An 18,364-nucleotide genomic window follows, 5' to 3' on the forward strand; every position below is an offset into this window, starting at 1 on the left:
TGGGGCTACACAACCAAAGCCCGCCTACGCGGGCTATGAAACAAACGGTAAACAAGTATGACACTCTACTCTAACTGGTTTTACGGCTTTTATTTTTGGCCCCGAATAAGTTCTGGGTAGATAGCATCATGCTGATGAATCACGACACCCGGAACTTGAAAAAGCTCCGGGTTTTTTGTTATCCCATTGATTAGTTTGAACAAGGAGAAAAACAATGAACGCTGCTAAACTCGCTACTGCTTCTCACCCCAATCACCAAACAGTTGTGAAAGTCTCAAAACAAGTCGCCATCGGTGGAAAAGAACTGACAATTATCGGTGGTCCCTGCACGGTAGAAAGTCTAGAACAAATGGAAATAGTCGCCACCCATCTAGCATCTGCCCCAGTACAGATGTTGCGCGGTGGCGTTTACAAACCCCGCACCTCGCCCTACGCTTTCCAAGGATTAGGATTGGAAGGATTGAAGATTTTGGCAGATATTAGGCGCAGTCACGGCGTCCCAGTTGTCACAGAAGTAATGTCAATTGGACAAATTGATGATGTTGTCGAACACGCCGATATGCTGCAAGTCGGCAGTCGCAACATGCAAAATTTCGACTTGCTGAAAGCATTAGGTCAAGCAGGCAAACCAGTATTGCTCAAACGGGGACTCGCCGCCACAATTGAAGAATTCATTATGGCAGCAGAATATATTTTGAGTCACGGGAATCCGGATGTAATATTATGCGAACGAGGGATTCGCAGTTTCGATAATTACACGCGCAACGTTTTAGATTTAGGCGCAGTGGCAGCTTTGAAACAATTAACGCATTTGCCGGTGATTGTAGATCCTTCTCATGCAGTTGGAAAGCGGGAATTAGTCGCACCTTTGGCAAAAGCTGCGGTTGCTTGTGGCGCAGATGGGTTAATTATCGAATGTCACCCAGAACCAGAAAAATCCGTTTCCGATGCAAGGCAGGCGCTTTCGTTGGAAGATATGGTGAATTTAGTTCGGAGTTTAAAACCCGTCGCGGAATCTGTGGGCAGGAGTGTAGCTGGAATTAATACACTTCCTCGTTTGACAGTATTGAGTGCTTAGATAGGGACGTATTTCGATACGTCCTTATTTTTTTGGGTGGGCAATTGCTCATATCATAACCAGTTCTATCGGTTGCGTAAGGCCAGGGCGAAGCATTCGGATATAAAACCTTGGGTTGATTGCAGAAGTTATCGCCCTCAGGCTTCGCCCCTACAATAATTATTGTTTGAATCCTGCTAAACTACTGGTGTATCGGAGAAACTTTATCCGGTACAAGGGGCGAATGTTATGCAGAATGCAGACCTCTTGGAAGTGATTGAACGTCATCCCACTAAAGTAAGTGGTGCATGGGTATTTCGAGGAACGCGCGTACCTGTTGCTGCCTTGTTCGAGAATCTGAAAGATGGAGCTTCTGTTGACCAGTTTCTAGAATGGTTTCCGGGGGTGACGCGCACCCAAGTCGAAGCGCTACTTGATCGCGCGCTGGTATGCTTGACGCAGATGGCACAGGCATGAAGATACTGTTTGACCAGGGTACGCCAGTACCGCTGCGCCGCTTGCTGCTGGGCCATAATGTAGATACTGCTTATGAGCGTGGATGGTCAGAATTAGCCAATGGCGATCTACTCGACATGGCTGAACGTGAGGGGTACGATCTGCTCGTCACAACGGATCGAAACTTGCGCTATCAACAAAACCTTGCAAACCGACAAATCGCTATTGTGGTATTGCTGTCTACGTCGTGGCCTCGTATTCAACAGAATGTGGACGTAATACAGAACATTATTGATACCATTGTTCCAGGGGCGTACCGCGAAGTTGAGATTGCGCGCTGAAACAGCATATTCTCGTAGTTGTAGCTTGTGGAGGCGATTATTCTTCTGTCTCATCACTTTGATTCAACTCCGGTAGGAATTCAGGATTCATGGTTTGCTCTAGAGTGTAAGGGCAGACTTCTGGAAAAATCTGTTCGCCTAACCGCGTCTCTCGAATTGCTAAAGCTATACCTAATTCGTAGGCAGCGAGGAAAACTTCATTTAAATAGGATTTCAAACTAGGATTATCCTGCAAAAGTAGCCTGATTTGCACGCGTTGCTCTCTAATTGTACCCAACCAACTATTGCTGCGTTTTTCAGGTTGAAAGTGCCACTTTAATAGGTGTCCTAATAACAAACCCAGTCGATTCCTCAGTTCTTGTCGCTCTTTCCTGCCCAAAGCTTCAATTTCCTCAATCAGATTAACTGTGTCTAATCGCTCCCACTGCCGATCTTTGAGCAGGCTAACCTGTTCTTGAGTCCAGGCATAAAAATCTGTTTCATAAAGGTTAGGTGAGTACATTTTGGCAATAAGTATAAACTTCTATTTAGCCAAAGCCTAGCACAAACTCAATGTAGCATCTCACCGTTCAACCCAACGTACAGTTGCAGCCTTGTGCGTTCCCTCGCAATTATAGTAGAGGTGGAGGTATCGGTTAGATGTTCGCAGTCATCAAACCTGCTCATTGTATCCGGCAAATCAAAAAATATCCAGCACGCTAAAATAAAGGCACTATGCCTGCCAGAGATACTTATCACAACACCGTTAAAAATGCCTTGATCAAAGATGGTTGGACAATCACGCACGACCCATTGCGAATCCGTCTAGCCCGTGGTAGAAATCTGTTTGTCGATTTAGGCGCAGAGCGTTTGCTAGCAGCAGAACGGGGAACTGAGAAAATAGCAGTTGAGGTCAAAAGTTTTACTAGCCCTTCTGACATGAAAGATTTAGAACAAGCTGTTGGTCAGTTTATTCTGTACGCTCGTTTGCTGAAACGTTATTATCCCGAACATACACTGTATCTTGCAGTTTCTGAGAATACCCGCAAGCTAGTATTTGAAGAAGAAGCGGGTCAAACCTTAATTGAAGATGGCATTATTCGTATAGTTACATTCGATCCAACAGAGGAGGCGATCGTCCGATGGATTCGCTGAACGTTCAATATCGCGACATTGTGGAAACAACCCTCCAAGAATATGCCGAATTTCTGGGTAACGATGACCAAGTTCAAGTAGAATTGGTGTTCGATCGAGATCGCGATCGCTACCTTTTAGTTGAAACAGGTTGGCAAAACGGCTATCGCATCTACGGCACCTTGTTACACATCGATATTATTAACCACAAACTTTGGATTCAGCACGATGGTACAGAAGAGGGAATCGCTTTGGATCTAGTTGCTGCTGGAATTCCCAAACACCATATCGTTTTGGCTTTCAAATCCCTTGAACAACGTCAACATATGGACTTTGCCATGTCTTGAATCTGCCTATTGTGCCAATCAAATGTGGATGAGAACAAGCGCCAACAACCCATGTTCTCATCCAGTTTAAACAACATCAATTAGGTAAAACTTCCCCCAGTGCTGACAAGAGTCGGTCAACACTTTCTGGACGACTGTTATAACCCATCAAACCAATCCGCCAAACTTTACCAGCAAGTTCGCCCAATCCTCCCCCAATTTCTATATTGTATTCGTTGAGCAAGCGGCGTTGAATTGCTTTACCATCCACACCATCTGGAATGCGAACCGTCGTGAGAGTTGGTAGGCGGAATTGTTTCTCGACGTGTAAGGTAAGTCCAAAAGCTTCTAATTTCTGCCAGAGATATTCGGCGTTCTTTTGATGGCGAGTCCAGCAGTTTTCTACTCCTTCTTCGGCAACCAAACGCAACGCTTCCCGCAAAGCGTAGTATAGATTGATTGGGGCGGTGTGGTGATAGATGCGTTCGCTACCCCAATACTTACCCAACAAATTCATATCCAAATACCAATTCGCCACCAGGTCCCGGCGTCGCTGCAATTTTTCCATTGCCCGTGAACCCATCGTAAATGGCGAAGCTCCCGGCGGACAACCTAACCCTTTTTGGCTACAGCTATAAGCGAGGTCAACTTTCCATTCATCCAAAAATAACGGCACGCCACCCAAACTGGTTACGGTATCTACTAATAGCAGACAGTCAAATTCGCGACAAAGGTCGCCCACGCCTTCTAACGGTTGACGCGCCCCCGTCGATGTCTCGGCATGGACTAACGCCAGAATCGCCGGACGATAAGTTTCTACAGCTGTCCGCAGTTCCTCCAGGGAGAAAACTTCCCCCCAGGGTTTGGTAATCTTTTGCACATCAGCACCATAGCGTCCCGCCATATCAACCAAGCGGTTACCGAAGTAACCAGCGACACCTACCAGCACCACATCACCGGGTGAGGTGGCGTTAGCGATCGTTGCTTCCATCGCCGCCGTCCCCGTGCCGCTGACAGCAATCGTCAGAGGGTTTTCAGTCTGCCAAACATAGCGCAGCAGCGCCTGAATTTGGTCCATCAGCGCCAGAAATGCTGGGTCGAGATGTCCCACAGGGGAGGTACTCATCGCCTGGAGGACGGCGGGATGGGCATTCGAGGGACCAGGACCAAGTAGCAGACGATGGGGTATTGCCAACGGATTCAGTTGCAGTCGCCCAGCGTTGTTAATCGAAGATGTTAGAGTCATTATTTGTTCAAAGATTATGCAGTAACTAAAAGTTTAAAGCTTAACAGGGTGCAAGCAACGCGCTTTAATTTTTTTATCTATGATGGCTAATTGCTAATTGCTAATGACATTTTGGCATGTCCCCATAAGCTTTTTCAAAATCTTCTAACTGCTTTACTAAATCAGAAACTAAAGATGCAAAATTGTCCGGTACTTGTATCATGGAAGCCTCGCTAAAATGTCATCGATTCCGGCTATTTTCAGAGCTAAAAAGCAACTATAGAGAAGATAAAGAAGACAAAAGCAAGTTCTCAAACTGATGCGATCGCGGAAGTTGACCCGCAAGGGGTAACTTCTTTTTATATTTTTGGCTAGCGATCGCAATACCCACTACTAACCCGCATTTTTCAACATATCTTGACGCACCGGAATCTCAATTACAAACTCGGTTCCCTCACCAGGAGCAGAGGTACAATACAGCTTACCGCCACGTGAGTCAGAACTTCCGCTTGTTGCATCGCCACGCCGATGTGGATTGCATTACAACCAACAGCTTATGGAAAAATCACAAAATTGGTATATTGTCAAGCGCCCGGAGGGACATTGTGAAATTCTGCCGGGGGCCCAAGTGCAAGAAAAAGAAGACCCCAGTATTGTAGAATGCTGGGGGCCGATTGGTTCTCAAACTGATGCGATCGCGCGTCGCATCGGACTCATCCGCTCTGGAAAGTGCAAACCCCAATAAAGAATTGCAGATTGCAGATTTAAGATTTCAAATTTAAAATCTGCAATCTGCAATCTCAAATCTCAAATTACCTTGATGCTGCCGAATTCCCGCCACCGCTGTTGCGGCGGGCGATTTGTTGCTGCAACACTTCAATCCCTTTGGCGTATTGGGGATCTTTCGCGGTGCCGATTTCGTCGCGGTTTTTGCTCAACTCTTGCCGTTGAGCATCCGAGAGTTCTATTACCACATCGGGGGCAATACCGGCGTGGTTGATATCGCGACCGCTGGGGGTGAAGTACTTAGCAATTGTGACAGCGAGTCCGGAACCGTCACCCAGTCCGCGCACTGATTGTACCAAACCTTTACCAAAGGTTTTGGTTCCGACTAAGACGGCGCGCTTGTTATCTTGCAGCGCGCCGGATAGAATTTCGCTAGCACTGGCAGAACCGCCGTCTACTAGGACTACGAGGGGTTTATCGGTGAGTTGACGATTGTTGGCTTTTTCGCGAGAATTCACTCCTTGCCGATCCACCGTCGAGACAATGCCCCCATCTTTAATCCACATCCGGGCAATATCCACACTCGCATAAAGCAGACCGCCTGGGTTAGACCGCAAATCTAGAACGTACCCGGTAACACCCTGCTTTTCTAAATCCTGAATCGCCGCCCGCATTTCTGCTGCCGCGTTGGCGCTAAACTGGTTCAGGCGAATGTAACCTGTCTTTTGCCCTGGAATATCTTGCTTCACCGAGTGGCGTACCGGGTGGATTTCGATTCTTTCCCGTTTGAGCTTAAATACCTTTTCCGCACCGCCGCGCTTAATCGTCAAGGTCACTTCCGTACCCGCCTGACCCCGGATTAAAGCAACCGCATCGTTGACATCCATGTCCTGGGTACTCTTGCCATCGATCTTAGTAATGATATCCTTAGCAAGAACACCCGCCTTAGCCGCTGGCGTCCCTTCAATCGGGGCGATCACCACCAGCTTTTTGGTTTCTTCATCTAATGCCAGTTGAATCCCCACCCCTGTCAGTTCCCCGGAGGTTTCCACTTGCATGTTCTTGAACTCTTCCGGGTCCATGAACCGGGTGTAGGGATCCCGCAGCTTCTCCAGCATTTCCCGCACTGCCTTATAAGCATCCTGCTTATTGGCATAATTCCGACTCAGATATTCTTGGCGAACTGCCTTCCAATCAACCTGGTTGAACGTGCCATCAACGTAGTTGCGGTCTACGATCTGCCATACTTCATCGATCAGTTCTTTGGGACTATCGCTGAAGAAAGCTTGACTTTGAGACAGATGAATACCCGCGCCGGTTACGGCGACAGTAGATAGTACTGCTGCTGTCGCGCCTAATACAAGCCCGCGTTTTGTTATTTCCATCATGAATACTGAGCCGGAGGAGAATAATAGAAGTCTGAGTAAGCCCAATGTAGCATAGGCTTTTAGCTGAAGGATGCAGCAAGTATTATTAATGCTGCTCCTTCAATTTTAATCGCTACAACAGTTTATGGATCTACCCAGCGTCCGTCAGCTTTAATTAAATTAATTAACTCTTCGACGCCTTTATCCTCTGGAACTTTTTTGATTTCTTCCCGACCTCGATAGAGAGAAATAAATCCTGGCTGTTTGCCGACGTAACCATAATCTGCATCTGCCATTTCGCCTGGGCCATTGACAATGCAACCCATTACTGCTATATCCAACCCAGTTAAATGTTTGGTGGCTTCGCGAACTTTGTGCAGCACTTCTTCTAGGTTAAACAAAGTGCGACCGCAAGAAGGACAAGCGACATATTCCACCATTGTTTTCCGCAGTCCCAAAGCTTGCAGGATGCTGTAGCAAACAGGGATTTCTTTTTCCGGTGCTTCGGTTAAAGATACCCGAATCGTATCGCCGATGCCTTCTGCTAGCAAAGTGCCAATTCCGGCAGTAGATTTAATTCTGCCGTACTCGCCATCCCCCGCTTCCGTCACTCCCAAATGCAGGGGATAATCCATACCTAGCTCATCCATTCGTTGTGCCATTAAGCGATAGGCAGCTACCATCACGGGGACGCGGGAAGCTTTGAGGGAAATGACTAAGTTTTTATATTCTAGGGATTCGCAAATACGGAGAAATTCTAGGGCAGATTGCACCATTCCTTCCGGAGTATCGCCGTAGGTAAATAGCATTCTTTCTGCTAAAGAACCGTGATTTACTCCGATTCGCATTGCTTTTCCTTGTTCTTTTAAGGAAAGTACTAAAGGTTTCAGAGTTTCGCGGATTTTTTCCCCGATTTCGTCGAATTCGGCTTGGGTGTATTCGGTGCGAGTTGGTTTGGGTTTTTCAAATACGTATAACCCAGGATTAATTCGCACCTTATCCACGTGTTTGGCAACTTCCAAGGCGATTTTCATCCCATTGTGATGCACGTCGGCAACGAGGGGGACATCTTGGTAGGTTTGAATTAGTTTTTGCTTAATTTCCGCTACAGCTTGGGCGTGGGCGATACTGGGCACGGTAACGCGGACAATTTCGCAGCCAATCTCGTGCAGGCGACGAATTGCAGCAACGGAACCATCGATATCGAGAGTATCTTCGTTAATCATCGACTGCACCACCACAGGGTAACCGCCGCCGATGGTGATATTCGCCACCTTGACGGGACGGGTTTTGCGCCGCTGGATATTCCCGTCAGTGGACATTTGGCTGTAAGCAGGTTTGGACGTGGCTGGATTGGGCAGAGTTTGCATAACCTTTTCTTTACTTTTCGCGTTCCTCGTCTCTTTTTTAGGTTGCCATAGAAGGGGGCAATTTTGACTCTTGAGGGAAAAGAGAGTTCGTAGTAAGGACTTCAGTCCTTGCTGAACTATTGGGTATAAACTGCGCCATTGCATTAGCTAAGTACGGCTTGCCACAATCGATGAAGCTATATTGGTGATATAGATAAGCTTGACGACTCTGGTAAATGAATAGCAGCGATAATCCCATTAAAATTCTGTTTCTCACAGCTGACCCCAGTGACACTTCCCGTCTACGTTTGCAGCAGGAGTGTCGAGAGATTGAAGAACGGCTGCAACTAGCCAAACAGAGGGAAAAATTTGTGCTAAAGCCACGACTATCGGTTCGTGTGGGAGATATCACTCAAGCATTGTATGATGTTGAGCCACAGATTGTGCATTTTTCTGGGCATGGTACAAGCACTGGCGCTCTTTGCTTTGAAAATGAATTGGGTAAAACTCAACCTGTAGAACCGAGTGCTTTAGCCGCAGCGTTTGAATTGTTCGCAGATCAAGTGAATTGTGTGGTACTAAATGCTTGTTATTCAGAGGCTCAGGCGAAGGCTATTGCCGATCATATACCGTTCGTTATCGGTATGAACGAATCAATTAGTGATGAAGCTGCTATTAAATTCGCCGTTGGTTTTTACAAGGCAGTGGGGGCAAATCGTTCGATTGACGTAGCTTACCAGTCTGGTCGTGTTGAACTTCAACTAGCAAGTATTCCAGAACACCTAACGCCGGTTCTTTACGAAAAAAAAAAGTAGTCTCGGCTAAGTCAGAATTTACAACAGACGCTCTCAGTTCTGAGCAAGGAGTAAACTCCACTCAGCAATTCCCAGAACCAGAAAGTTTAAGGTACGATCATAATTCTATACAGGAAATAGATCGAACTCAGCTAACTACACTAAAACCTAAAAAGAAGATTGGCACATGTGTACATACCCTCTTAGGACATGCACATACGGTTAAGTCTATTGCTTTTGGCCCTGATGGACAGCTCATTGTCAGCGGCAGTAATGATAGGACAATCAAAATTTGGGATGCAAAAACTGGCGAACCGATCCTGACTTTGACTGGGCATTCAAGTGACATTTGCTGTATCAGCATCAGTCCTGATGGACAGACACTTGCCAGCAGTGGTGGTTTTGACAAGACAGTCAAAATTTGGAATTTAGGAACGGGAGAGCTAATTCACACCTTTTCCGAATCTTCGGGTTTGGTTACTTCAGTCGTTATTAGCCCGGATGGGCAAACACTTGCTAGCGGAAGTACTGACAAAACAATTAAGATTTGGAATCTGGATACAAAAGAACTACTCCGCACCTTGACTGGACATTCTGGCACAGTTAATTCAGTTGCTTTTAGCCCAAATGGGCAATTCCTCGCCAGTGGTAGTTCTGATAAGAAAGTCAAGATCTGGAATCTAAACAATGCGAAATCAATCCGCACCCTTCGGCATTCAGAAGCAGTTAATTGCATTGCCTTCAGCTGGGATGGGCAGATTCTTGCTAGCGGTAGTTATGACAAAACAATTAAGCTATGGAACCCAGAAACCTGGGAAACGTTCAGCACCCTTACTACTATATCTTTAGACGTGGTTCACTCGCTCGCCTTCAGCCCTAATCACCAGCATCTTGTTAGCGGTCATAATGACAAAACCATCAAAATTTGGAAGTTAGATGGTGGGACAATACTCCGCAGCCTTGAGGAGCATTCAGGTTATATTAGTTGCGTCGCCTTCAGCCCGGATGGACAAACCATAGCTAGTGGTAGTGCTGATAGAACAATCAAGATTTGGTTCATATCGTCTACGCCAGATTTTGGCAAGAAACCGCCCACCGATAAAGTTACTATTAAGCCCGATCGGGCTAAGTTAGAAAGTCCAGCAAGTAGTCCCAATCTCGTTGAGAAGATAGAAGATAACGAATCAGACTTTCAAGCAGCGCTAGAAATAGCAGATGAAAAGTTTTTTGGCGAGACAGGAAGACGCTTAAAGAGTGACCAGAAACAAATACTTCAAGGGGCTTGGCAAGGTAAGACCTATGAGCAAATTGCTTACGATACTATACCTAGACACGATGCGAATTACTTGAAAAAGATTGGGAGTGAGTTATGGAACAAACTTTCACAAGCCTTGGGAGAAAATGTTAATAAAAATAATTTTCGTCAAGTTCTAGAGAGACGATTACAGACACCAGCTTCGCGATCCAGTAGGAAAAAGCAACAATCGCAGAGGGAACTCTCAAAAACACCTACGCTGTCTAATGACCCTGGTCAAAACTTTGATAAGAAGTTGACAGGATATGAACTTTTAGCACTAGAGCTTCCCAGTCAAACTTGGAATTGTTTATACACTCTCAGTGGACATACAGGCGGAGTTAATTCTGTAGCTATTAGTCCAGATGGGGAAATTTTAGTTAGCGGTAGTGAGGACACCCAAATCAAATTATGGAATCTAAACATAGGGCAGGAAATTCGTACTCTCGGCGGTTTCTTTTCTAGACCGCATTCAAAGTCAGTCAACGCTGTTGCTATCAGTCCAGACGGAAAGATTTTAGCAACTGGTAGTGAAGATACTAAAGTCAAAATTTGGCAATTGAGTAGTGGGAAGCTTCTATATTCCGACCTTTGTGAGCATTCAAAGGCAGTCTATTGCCTTGCTATCAGCCCCAACGGAAAGATTCTAGCCAGCGGTAGTGCTGACACGAAAATCAAAACTTGGGATTTGGTTACTGGGAAAGAGATTGCAACCTTGATGGCTCATGATGGTGCGATTACTGCCGTCGCCATTAGTCCTGACGGAAAGATCCTCGCTAGTGGGAGTGCTGATATGACCATCAAAATTTGGGATTTGGGTGCTGGAAAAAAAATCGACGCTTTACCGGCTCACTCATGGCCTATTATTTCCCTTAGCTTTAGTCCAAATGGGCAGTTTCTTGTTAGTAGCAGCAAAGATAACAAAATCAGGGTGTTGAATCTACAAACTAGAGAAGAACTGTACACTCTCCGCGGGCATTCAGCAGCCATTAGCCCTGATGGGCAGATATTGGTCAGTAGTCTGGACAAGACGATTAATATTTGGAATTTTTCTACTGGAGAACTGCTTGGCACGCTCAATGGACATTCAGCCTCAGTTAAAGCTATTGCCTTTAGCGCTGATGGGCAAACTATCGCCAGTGGTAGTTATGACAAGACAATCAAGATTTGGCGACGAAGTTAAGTGACGGAACCAGCCTTGATTCTGAAGGCTGCGATCGCTTTCCGGGCTAATAGCTCAAGTCCATTAAAATGGACTGAAATTATGTATTCAGTCCACTTAAGTGGACTTGAGCTATTAGCCAGGGGTTTAAACGCCGCACCGGGTGAGATAATTTAGAAAAAAGTTTAGCAAGAGCAGAAAAACGATTGAGGCGGGGTAAATGATTTCCAAGCTTGAAAAACCATTAAATGTGAATGCTACTCTCTCAGTATTATTAAATGAACTGGGGGAAGAATGCGAAACGGTGTTGTTTTTGCTGACTCAGCTAAAATTACCGAACCTCACCGATGACCAAAAAGGCGATATTCTGGCTGAATTAACGGGTGCTGTTTGTCACTTGCACGTTCATACTGAAAATTTGCCCGATCTGATTGCAGATGAGATTGAAGCTTTACCAGATGATGGAGAGGATTAGAAAGAATTTTAAAAGCTCTTTGGTTGGCTTTAAAGCCCGCCAGGAAATAAATTTCCACAGCGAGTAGCTCAAGTCCATTAAAATGGACTGAAATTATGCATTCAGTCCACTTAAGTGGACTTTAGCTGTGAGCCAGGGGTTTAAACCCCGCACCGGGTGAGATGATAGAGAGAAGAGGCAAAAAAAGGTAAAGAATAATGCGGTATGCAATTTTAATTGAAAAGGCAACAAACAACTATCCTGCTTACGTTCCAGATTTACCCGGATGCGTAGCAACTCTTGCAACTCAAAGAAGAAATAGAGGAGCAAATACGGTGAGCGATCGCTTTTAATTTATCAGGGTTACCTGGGGAAGGTTATCGGGTAGGGACACGGCAACCGAAATATATCGGATTATCTAACAACATTGTTGATGCCGTGTCGCTACAGCAGCGATATGCCGACCGCACGCCTTTACCCTGCGCGATACGGCTTTAGCCACACTTCGTGACCGCATACAATAAAGTTATCCCACCAGGAATGATAGATTTTTTGAATTGTTATAAGATGATAAGTTGTAATTAATCATAAAATATCGGGCATTTTGAAATAATAGGAGAGATTAGGGATGTGGAAGCGATCGCAATTAACAACTCGATTCGGGAGGTGGCACGGTTACGAAAATTTTATGGTGCTAGACGCTGGAAAAAGCTAAAAGGAATAGCTACTATTCGTCTTGGAGATGGGACAATTTGCGAGGCTGAGTTACATTGGTATGAAGCCCACGGGATTGGTAAAAAGGAAATCAAAATTAAATGTATTTTTTAGGAGTAGCCATGAATACATCAAGCTGGGAAACACAATTTGTCTTGTGCGTTAAAAATGACAACTATACAGCATCATTGGAAGTGCGAAAAGTATATCGGGTGATTTCCGACAGTCGCGCCGCCGAACATCAATTAATCCGAGTCATTGATGAATCAGAAGAAGATTATCTGTATCCATCTGACTATTTCGTGCCAATTGAGTTGCCAAAAGCGGCAGAAACAGCTTTTTCAGAAGTTAATTAACTGAATTTGTGAGTAGCTGATGCGGTATTATTCAAAAGCGCCTCATGCCACAATTATGAGATCGATCGCACAACTTTAAAACATGCGATCGCGACCGCTAAAAATCAATATTATGGCAAATTTTCGATGGAAGCGGACAAATTTAATCAAATCTGAAATCTGAATTTAGACAGAAACATCGTGTAAACAAGAAAATTTATCCGGGGGCAAAGACTTTACATCCAAATGCTTCAGCAAAACGGATAAGATTTTACGCGCTTCGATTGGCTTGGCTATAAAATCACTGGCTCCTACCATTTTAGCACGAACGCGGTCAACAATGCTATCGCTGCCGGTGAGAATAACTATGGGGGTAGTTTTGAAGTGTTCAACTCGGCGAATTTGGCTGCAAATTTCATAGCCGTTAGCAATGGGCATTACTAAATCTAAAAAAATGAAATCTGGCTTATATTGCAGCAGCATCAGTACAGCTTGTACAGAATCTGGGATACTGACAAATCCATACCTGGCTTTGGTGAGAATATCTGCCATCATGTTGCATTCTTGTACGCTATCTTCCACACAAGCAACTAAAGGTCTGACTAAATTTGCCTTGGTATTGGATGATGCATGAGAAATATTTTGAGCAGGCGGGGTTTGGAAGACGCGGGGTTTGAGAGAATGGGTTTGTATGTGAGTTGCTTGTGCTTTCAAAATCCCGCTGGTTTCCTCCCCCTCTGCAATGGGTGCGATTAATTGGGGGAAGTCGGGAATTTTGATGACGCCTATAATTTGTCTGCGGATATAGGGAACTAGCGCGCGCGTCACCACCAGCAAGTCTTGGTTCACCCGAACTGCTAAATCTCGAAACGTGCTTTTTCCATCAATTAATTGCACCAAGTTGTTGTAAACCCCAGGAGAAGTCATCTGATGCAATGTCTCTGCTTGCAGCAGCGTTGGCGCTATGTTAGGAGATAGTTTCCCTAACCCAGCATTGCGCCAGATTGCCCAACTTTGCTGTGCCGCCTCTAGTGCTTTGTCTGGGTTGATCGGGGTGAACGAAGCATCTAAAATATCTTGGGTATCGCTAATCAAAATTAACCGCTCTGTTTCGGCGTGCTGAAGAATATCAAACAAGACTTCTGTTATAGTACTTTTGATCGTAGCAACAGCTTGTTCTCCAGTAATATTCTGTCGCCTTACTAATACAGTTAAAGCCAAATACTCCCAGGTATATCTGGGCATATTGGCTTCGCGGAGGCGAATTTTATCCGGTTCTATCTGGGGACAATATTGTTTTAAATTCCGATGCCAGCGCCGCACCGGATGCTCTCCCCCTGCCGCCCAAACTAAGCGCCCCATGCAAAAATAAAGGCTCCAAGTTATTGCTGCGCGGATATCAAGCCTGCCTGTAAATCCCCTCTGGCTATAAGCTTGCAATTGAGCGGTCAGCGTTTCATTAGCTAAGTCATTGAGCATCATCCTGGTACGCTCAAGTAATTTTCACACAATTTTCACTTTTATCTTATATAGTTTTTTTCAAAAACATATGATTAAAAATACTGAAAATCTGTGGGTGAATAAAATTATGTTTTGGTAAAATTTATGCATTTGTACGTATAATTAAGGATAAAATTTATACTTAAAACAGCTACCAACCCTGCATCGGGACAGACTCAACCCCAAAAGCCCCTCTTCCCTTGAAGATACCAGCCAACTTATAAGCTGCAAGAGACAATCTAAGAAGGCGATCGCACTCTTGTAATCTCTAAGGTCAGGTTAAGAAAAGAGGGGTGTTACCCCCCCACCTGTATCCTGGAAGCGAAGGGTAAAAAAATATTTGGTAGCAGTTAAAACATCAGTTAGACTTAAGTTATTCACCAAAAGCTAAGCATCCTACTCAACTTGAGCGATAAACCTACGGTATTGAGCCGGTTCCCATCCAAATCTAAACTATGCCGAATCACGAAAAGCTACGCCAGCAGCTCTTACAACTAGACGGACACGGGTATAAAGCTTACCAAGATATTCTTGGTAATTACAGATGTGGCGAGGATTTTGTCCTATGGTGCGATCGCATCCAAGGCGACCCGTTCGCATCGCCGAGCAATTTTCGCGTCCAGGTGTCTGGGAAGGTGGCAGGGTTTCCCCGCCAGCTTTACCGAACCAAAAGCCGAGAAATTGCCCTAAAAGACTATTTAACGCGCCAATTTGACAGTTTGGCGCGGCGGATCGGTCAAAGGCGGGGGACTGGGAATAGCGGGTTAATTGCCAGCGCCAAAATCGGGCAAGAAGTATTAGAAAGAACATCGGTTCTGATTAACGCTCAAATGGTTGAAGTGCGATTTGTGGTCGGGTTACCCGCAGGTGGAAGGCGTATTTTAGGACAGCAAGCAGTGGAAATGCTGTTAGAAGATATTCCCCATTTAGTTGATAGAACCCTTAAATATTCTCACCTGGATGCTAAAGCAATACAACGCCATGTGGAAACAATTGAAGATGCTGATTGGATGCGGGAAAAATTAGCAGAAAAAAATTTAGTTGCCTTTATTGCTGATGGGGCAATTTTACCCAGACGCAGCGGAGTGGATGACAAACGTTTACAAGATAAAGTAGTAGGATTTCAATCGCCAGAGTCGTTAAAAGTAGAGTTTAATTGTCCGAATCGAGGATTAATTTCTGGCATGGGAGTGCCAGCAGGGGTAACCTTAATTGTCGGCGGTGGATATCACGGGAAGTCTACCTTATTAAAAGCGATTGAATTGGGAGTTTATAACCACATACCAGATGATGGACGCGAGTTTGTCGTCAGCGATCCGGCAGCGGTGAAAATTCGCGCCGAAGATGGGAGAAGTATTGCGAGTGTCGATATTTCTCCTTTTATCAATCATCTACCGCAAAATCGGTCTGCGACGGATTTTTCCACAACTAATGCTAGTGGGAGTACTTCCCAAGCGGCAAATATTATCGAAGCATTGGAAGCGGGTGCAAAAGTGCTGCTGGTGGATGAAGATACCGCCGCGACGAATTTTATGATTCGGGATAAAAGAATGCAAGCACTGATTGCTAAAGAACAAGAACCGATTACGCCGTTTATCGATAAAGTGCGACAGTTATATGCAGATTACGGCGTCTCGACAATTTTGGTGATGGGGGGTAGCGGGGATTATTTTGCAGTCGCGGATACTGTGATCGCCATGCGCAATTTTCAACCAGAAGATGTGACGGAAAAAGCAAAAGAAATCGCCCAACAATATACAGACACCCGCACTCCCGAAGGTGGGGAAAATTTTGGCAAGATTACGCCGCGAATTCCCCTACCAGAAAGTATCGATCCGAGTCGGGGACAAAGGCAAGTGCGCCTCAAAGTCCGCGATGTGGACGAGATGGTATTCGGGACAGAAGATATCGATCTATCCAGTATCGACCAAATTGTCGATACGGCACAATTGAAAGCGATCGCACCAGCAATGGTATATGCAAGGCAGCGATATATTGACAAACGTCGTACAATCCCCGAAATTCTCGATTTAGTCATGGCGGATATCGCATCTGGGGGGTTGGATATTTTGACCCAGTTTCCCCAATGCGACTTGGCGATGTTCCGTCGCTTTGAATTGGCGGCGGCGATCGATCGGTTGCGCAGTCTTCAGATCGTACAACCTCGATCCACCTAATCCCCAAGAGATTGCTTACACTCCCTCTCCCTCAAAACCTCATTCTCAAGATAGATAACACCAACCTATCTGAGGCAAGATTTTAATTAATAATTTTTGCTTTATCCGACCCGGAACGGTAAATTTTCAATAAAAAATACAAATTTATGTAATAAACGCTTATTTAAGATTTATTTAGTTGAAAATTTATTTAGGTCATGTAAAAATAAAATAAAAGTTATGTTCCTGTTGAGATTCGGTTAGTAAGAATATGTCTTGGAATAAAGAAAAATTTAGGTACGTCAAAGACTGTACCCTCTACCGCTGTACTTGTTGCAAAAGCGTGCAATCTAGTAAGGAAGCGGATTGCCTTTTTTGTTTGGCAGAAAGGGATAAGCTTGTATTGTTAAGGTCCTAGCTTACTGATGCAAAGAAACCCGGTTTCTCTTAAAGTAGGGACACGGCAATGATAAAATGTTGACTTGTACATTGTCCCTAGGAAGAAACCGGGTTTCTAGACGCGAGTTTTCGCTTCCAGCAGGTGATTAATAAACTGCTGCATCCGTTCGTAGTGAGAACCGCGCCAATAAATTTGCTGACATTCACCACAGCGGTGAAATTCATCAACCTGCAATCTTACACTTTCGGGCAATTGGTCGATAATTGATGATTTTGCCACGGTTTCTAATACACCATTGCAACGCAAACAGCGACAAAACGGCGTCAGGGAATTAAATAAATCGAAGCGTTGCAATACTTCGGCGATTTGTCGGTCTGGATTAGTCGATCTGACATAATATCCATAACTGACGATACTCCGCATCAACAAACCTCGATCGCGAGTTAACAGAATGCGTTGCTTGGCGGCGGAAATTTGCGCTAATTCTTCGTCGTCGTAGTCGTTGCGGTAAAGCGTATCGAACCCTAACAAACGTAAAGAATTTGCCAGTTTTCCCAAATGAATATCTAAAACGAAACGCGCCACACTCAGGGGTTGAGGTTGTACGGTAATAGTTGGGGGAATTTCAGGTAATGTAGAAATTGGATAAACGTTGATTTTATCGCCATCTTGGACAATATAAGAAAAGTCTACCGACTTGCCGTTAACCTCGATAAAAGCAACTTCCGGATGGGGAATGCCCAAGGATTCGATTGTATCCTTAATTGAACCGCGTTCCTCAAAAAAATGGGCAAAGCTTACCTCCCTTTTGTTGGGGGGTAAAAAGAAATTCAGTTCAGCGAAGAAGCGAAAGTCAGCTTTTGCCATAGTTCCAAGTTATTCTGGCAACAGAAACCCGGTTTTTTAGAGAAACCGGGTTTCTATGGGGTTTCTAATCTAACATCCTCCGAGGCGCACCATGGCGCTAAAGGTTCTATTATTGCAAGCAACAGCAACTCGTTAATTTGCGCTTCGCTGCATCCATAACTAGATGACAATAACTGGGTAGCTTGGTTTTTAGCATCTTCTGCGGTAACGCCAAAGGCGATAATTTCTTCCTCGGCGTTTCCCGTGATGCTATCGATGGGCACGACGCAGCTATACTGGGGTTCTCCTGGTCTAACTTGCTGTACCATTGCCGTGAACTATGGGAAGCAATTCTCCTGGGTCGATGCTACCCGATCTCCTGACGTCGCCGCTACGCGATATGCCTCCCTTCCGCTGCGCGAACGCATTTAGTATATGCTTAAGTAGTCGCAGCTCAATCAAGTAAAAATAGTTATTTTATACATGGGGCGGGCAGGATGCCCACCCGACACAAATTGCTACTCTGTTCTATTGTCGCGCGGGCAGGATGCCCACCCGACACAAATTGCCACTCTGTTCTATTGTCGCGCGGGCAGGATGCTCACCCGACACAAATTGCCACTCTGTTCTATTGTCGCGCGGGCAGGATGCCCACCCGACACAAATTGCCACTCTGTTCTATTGTCGCGCGGGCAGGATGCCCACCCAACACAAATTGCTACTATCTTCTATTGTCGCGCGGGCAGGAT

The 18,364-nt window shown here is 45.2% G+C and carries 20 protein-coding genes; 13 read left to right on the forward strand and 7 right to left on the reverse strand.

The annotated features are described in order from the left end of the window. The first annotated feature begins 214 nt into the window (after nt 1-214). From aroF to ACE1CM_RS21770, 3 genes are all read left to right on the forward strand, one after another. A complete protein-coding gene (gene aroF, locus ACE1CM_RS21760; RefSeq protein WP_374880281.1) occupies nt 215-1,078 on the forward strand; it encodes a 3-deoxy-7-phosphoheptulonate synthase in 864 nt (287 codons plus the stop codon). Nucleotides 1,079-1,306: 228 nt separating this feature from the next. After that, complete coding sequence (locus tag ACE1CM_RS21765; RefSeq protein WP_374880283.1) at nt 1,307-1,534, forward strand: DUF433 domain-containing protein; 228 nt, start codon at nt 1,307-1,309, stop codon at nt 1,532-1,534. Continuing rightward, entirely contained in the window at nt 1,531-1,854 is a 324-nt protein-coding gene (locus ACE1CM_RS21770) for a DUF5615 family PIN-like protein (RefSeq protein ID WP_374880285.1), read from the forward strand. The genes ACE1CM_RS21765 and ACE1CM_RS21770 overlap by 4 nt, the downstream gene beginning before the upstream one ends. A gap of 37 nt (nt 1,855-1,891) precedes the next feature. On the opposite strand, the gene ACE1CM_RS21775 is transcribed toward ACE1CM_RS21770, so the two are convergent. Then, nucleotides 1,892-2,356, reverse strand: a complete 465-nt coding sequence (locus tag ACE1CM_RS21775; protein ID WP_374880287.1) for a DUF29 domain-containing protein — start codon at nt 2,354-2,356, stop codon at nt 1,892-1,894. Nucleotides 2,357-2,568: 212 nt separating this feature from the next. Between ACE1CM_RS21775 and ACE1CM_RS21780 the strand changes: the two genes are divergently transcribed. After that, nucleotides 2,569-2,988 carry a XisH family protein gene (locus ACE1CM_RS21780; RefSeq protein WP_374880289.1) on the forward strand — a complete coding sequence of 140 codons (420 nt, stop codon included), beginning with the start codon at nt 2,569-2,571 and terminating at the stop codon, nt 2,986-2,988. Then, complete coding sequence (locus tag ACE1CM_RS21785; protein ID WP_374880291.1) at nt 2,976-3,314, forward strand: XisI protein; 339 nt, start codon at nt 2,976-2,978, stop codon at nt 3,312-3,314. The genes ACE1CM_RS21780 and ACE1CM_RS21785 overlap by 13 nt, the downstream gene beginning before the upstream one ends. A gap of 76 nt (nt 3,315-3,390) precedes the next feature. On the opposite strand, the gene ACE1CM_RS21790 is transcribed toward ACE1CM_RS21785, so the two are convergent. Beyond that, nucleotides 3,391-4,539 carry an alanine--glyoxylate aminotransferase family protein gene (locus ACE1CM_RS21790; protein ID WP_374880293.1) on the reverse strand — a complete coding sequence of 383 codons (1,149 nt, stop codon included), beginning with the start codon at nt 4,537-4,539 and terminating at the stop codon, nt 3,391-3,393. A 535-nt stretch (nt 4,540-5,074) separates the two neighbouring features. Between ACE1CM_RS21790 and ACE1CM_RS21795 the strand changes: the two genes are divergently transcribed. After that, the gene (locus ACE1CM_RS21795) at nt 5,075-5,263 is read left to right on the forward strand and encodes a DDE transposase family protein (RefSeq protein ID WP_374880295.1); all 189 of its coding nucleotides are present in this window, start codon (nt 5,075-5,077) and stop codon (nt 5,261-5,263) included. Between the two features lie 67 nt (nt 5,264-5,330). Here the strand turns inward: ACE1CM_RS21795 and ctpC are convergent, their stop codons facing one another. Then, nucleotides 5,331-6,629 carry a carboxyl-terminal processing protease CtpC gene (gene ctpC, locus ACE1CM_RS21800; protein ID WP_374880320.1) on the reverse strand — a complete coding sequence of 433 codons (1,299 nt, stop codon included), beginning with the start codon at nt 6,627-6,629 and terminating at the stop codon, nt 5,331-5,333. Nucleotides 6,630-6,754: 125 nt separating this feature from the next. Then, entirely contained in the window at nt 6,755-7,981 is a 1,227-nt protein-coding gene (ispG, locus tag ACE1CM_RS21805) for a (E)-4-hydroxy-3-methylbut-2-enyl-diphosphate synthase (RefSeq protein WP_374880297.1), read from the reverse strand. 215 nt (nt 7,982-8,196) lie between these two features. On the opposite strand from ispG, the gene ACE1CM_RS21810 reads away from it, so the two are divergent. The 6 genes from ACE1CM_RS21810 (at nt 8,197) to ACE1CM_RS21835 (ending at nt 12,734) form a co-directional block, all read left to right on the forward strand. Further along, nucleotides 8,197-8,775 (forward strand): CHAT domain-containing protein, encoded by a 579-nt coding sequence (locus ACE1CM_RS21810; RefSeq protein WP_374880299.1) that lies wholly within the window; start codon nt 8,197-8,199, stop codon nt 8,773-8,775. Between the two features lie 158 nt (nt 8,776-8,933). Beyond that, a complete protein-coding gene (locus ACE1CM_RS21815; RefSeq protein WP_374880321.1) occupies nt 8,934-11,231 on the forward strand; it encodes a WD40 repeat domain-containing protein in 2,298 nt (765 codons plus the stop codon). Between the two features lie 199 nt (nt 11,232-11,430). Further along, entirely contained in the window at nt 11,431-11,685 is a 255-nt protein-coding gene (locus tag ACE1CM_RS21820; RefSeq protein WP_374880301.1) for a hypothetical protein, read from the forward strand. Nucleotides 11,686-11,882: 197 nt separating this feature from the next. Further along, on the forward strand, nt 11,883-12,017 hold the full coding sequence (locus ACE1CM_RS21825; RefSeq protein ID WP_374880302.1) for a type II toxin-antitoxin system HicB family antitoxin: 135 nt from the start codon (nt 11,883-11,885) through the stop codon (nt 12,015-12,017). 277 nt (nt 12,018-12,294) lie between these two features. Beyond that, nucleotides 12,295-12,492: a hypothetical protein gene (locus tag ACE1CM_RS21830; protein WP_374880304.1), complete on the forward strand. Its 198-nt coding sequence runs from the start codon at nt 12,295-12,297 to the stop codon at nt 12,490-12,492. An 8-nt stretch (nt 12,493-12,500) separates the two neighbouring features. After that, nucleotides 12,501-12,734, forward strand: a complete 234-nt coding sequence (locus ACE1CM_RS21835) for a hypothetical protein (RefSeq protein ID WP_374880306.1) — start codon at nt 12,501-12,503, stop codon at nt 12,732-12,734. A gap of 165 nt (nt 12,735-12,899) precedes the next feature. On the opposite strand, the gene ACE1CM_RS21840 is transcribed toward ACE1CM_RS21835, so the two are convergent. Then, nucleotides 12,900-14,195: a response regulator gene (locus ACE1CM_RS21840; RefSeq protein WP_374880308.1), complete on the reverse strand. Its 1,296-nt coding sequence runs from the start codon at nt 14,193-14,195 to the stop codon at nt 12,900-12,902. A gap of 473 nt (nt 14,196-14,668) precedes the next feature. On the opposite strand from ACE1CM_RS21840, the gene ACE1CM_RS21845 reads away from it, so the two are divergent. Further along, entirely contained in the window at nt 14,669-16,390 is a 1,722-nt protein-coding gene (locus ACE1CM_RS21845) for an ABC-ATPase domain-containing protein (protein ID WP_374880310.1), read from the forward strand. A 493-nt stretch (nt 16,391-16,883) separates the two neighbouring features. Here ACE1CM_RS21845 and ACE1CM_RS21850 read toward each other — a convergent pair whose 3' ends face one another. Together ACE1CM_RS21850 and ACE1CM_RS21855 are read right to left on the reverse strand one after the other, a co-directional pair. After that, on the reverse strand, nt 16,884-17,636 hold the full coding sequence (locus ACE1CM_RS21850) for a Mut7-C RNAse domain-containing protein (RefSeq protein ID WP_374880312.1): 753 nt from the start codon (nt 17,634-17,636) through the stop codon (nt 16,884-16,886). A gap of 53 nt (nt 17,637-17,689) precedes the next feature. Beyond that, nucleotides 17,690-17,944 carry a hypothetical protein gene (locus ACE1CM_RS21855; RefSeq protein WP_374880314.1) on the reverse strand — a complete coding sequence of 85 codons (255 nt, stop codon included), beginning with the start codon at nt 17,942-17,944 and terminating at the stop codon, nt 17,690-17,692. Nucleotides 17,945-18,364: the final 420 nt, after the last annotated feature.

The organism is Microseira sp. BLCC-F43 (assembly GCF_041929235.1).
GTDB lineage: Bacteria > Cyanobacteriota > Cyanobacteriia > Cyanobacteriales > Aerosakkonemataceae > Microseira.

Bases quoted from the DNA above. Each gene is read 5' to 3' on its own strand.
- ctpC (WP_374880320.1), bottom strand. From the start codon at position 6,629: ATGGAAATAACAAAACGCGGGCTTGTATTAGGCGCGACAGCAGCAGTA.
- ispG (WP_374880297.1), bottom strand. From the start codon at position 7,981: ATGCAAACTCTGCCCAATCCAGCCACGTCCAAACCTGCTTACAGCCAA.
- ACE1CM_RS21790 (WP_374880293.1), bottom strand. From the start codon at position 4,539: ATGACTCTAACATCTTCGATTAACAACGCTGGGCGACTGCAACTGAAT.
- ACE1CM_RS21795 (WP_374880295.1), top strand. From the start codon at position 5,075: ATGGAAAAATCACAAAATTGGTATATTGTCAAGCGCCCGGAGGGACAT.
- ACE1CM_RS21835 (WP_374880306.1), top strand. From the start codon at position 12,501: ATGAATACATCAAGCTGGGAAACACAATTTGTCTTGTGCGTTAAAAAT.
- ACE1CM_RS21780 (WP_374880289.1), top strand. From the start codon at position 2,569: ATGCCTGCCAGAGATACTTATCACAACACCGTTAAAAATGCCTTGATC.
- ACE1CM_RS21775 (WP_374880287.1), bottom strand. From the start codon at position 2,356: ATGTACTCACCTAACCTTTATGAAACAGATTTTTATGCCTGGACTCAA.
- ACE1CM_RS21840 (WP_374880308.1), bottom strand. From the start codon at position 14,195: ATGATGCTCAATGACTTAGCTAATGAAACGCTGACCGCTCAATTGCAA.
- ACE1CM_RS21855 (WP_374880314.1), bottom strand. From the start codon at position 17,944: ATGGTACAGCAAGTTAGACCAGGAGAACCCCAGTATAGCTGCGTCGTG.
- ACE1CM_RS21770 (WP_374880285.1), top strand. From the start codon at position 1,531: ATGAAGATACTGTTTGACCAGGGTACGCCAGTACCGCTGCGCCGCTTG.
- aroF (WP_374880281.1), top strand. From the start codon at position 215: ATGAACGCTGCTAAACTCGCTACTGCTTCTCACCCCAATCACCAAACA.
- ACE1CM_RS21845 (WP_374880310.1), top strand. From the start codon at position 14,669: ATGCCGAATCACGAAAAGCTACGCCAGCAGCTCTTACAACTAGACGGA.
- ACE1CM_RS21820 (WP_374880301.1), top strand. From the start codon at position 11,431: ATGATTTCCAAGCTTGAAAAACCATTAAATGTGAATGCTACTCTCTCA.
- ACE1CM_RS21825 (WP_374880302.1), top strand. From the start codon at position 11,883: ATGCGGTATGCAATTTTAATTGAAAAGGCAACAAACAACTATCCTGCT.
- ACE1CM_RS21765 (WP_374880283.1), top strand. From the start codon at position 1,307: ATGCAGAATGCAGACCTCTTGGAAGTGATTGAACGTCATCCCACTAAA.
- ACE1CM_RS21810 (WP_374880299.1), top strand. From the start codon at position 8,197: ATGAATAGCAGCGATAATCCCATTAAAATTCTGTTTCTCACAGCTGAC.
- ACE1CM_RS21850 (WP_374880312.1), bottom strand. From the start codon at position 17,636: ATGGCAAAAGCTGACTTTCGCTTCTTCGCTGAACTGAATTTCTTTTTA.
- ACE1CM_RS21785 (WP_374880291.1), top strand. From the start codon at position 2,976: ATGGATTCGCTGAACGTTCAATATCGCGACATTGTGGAAACAACCCTC.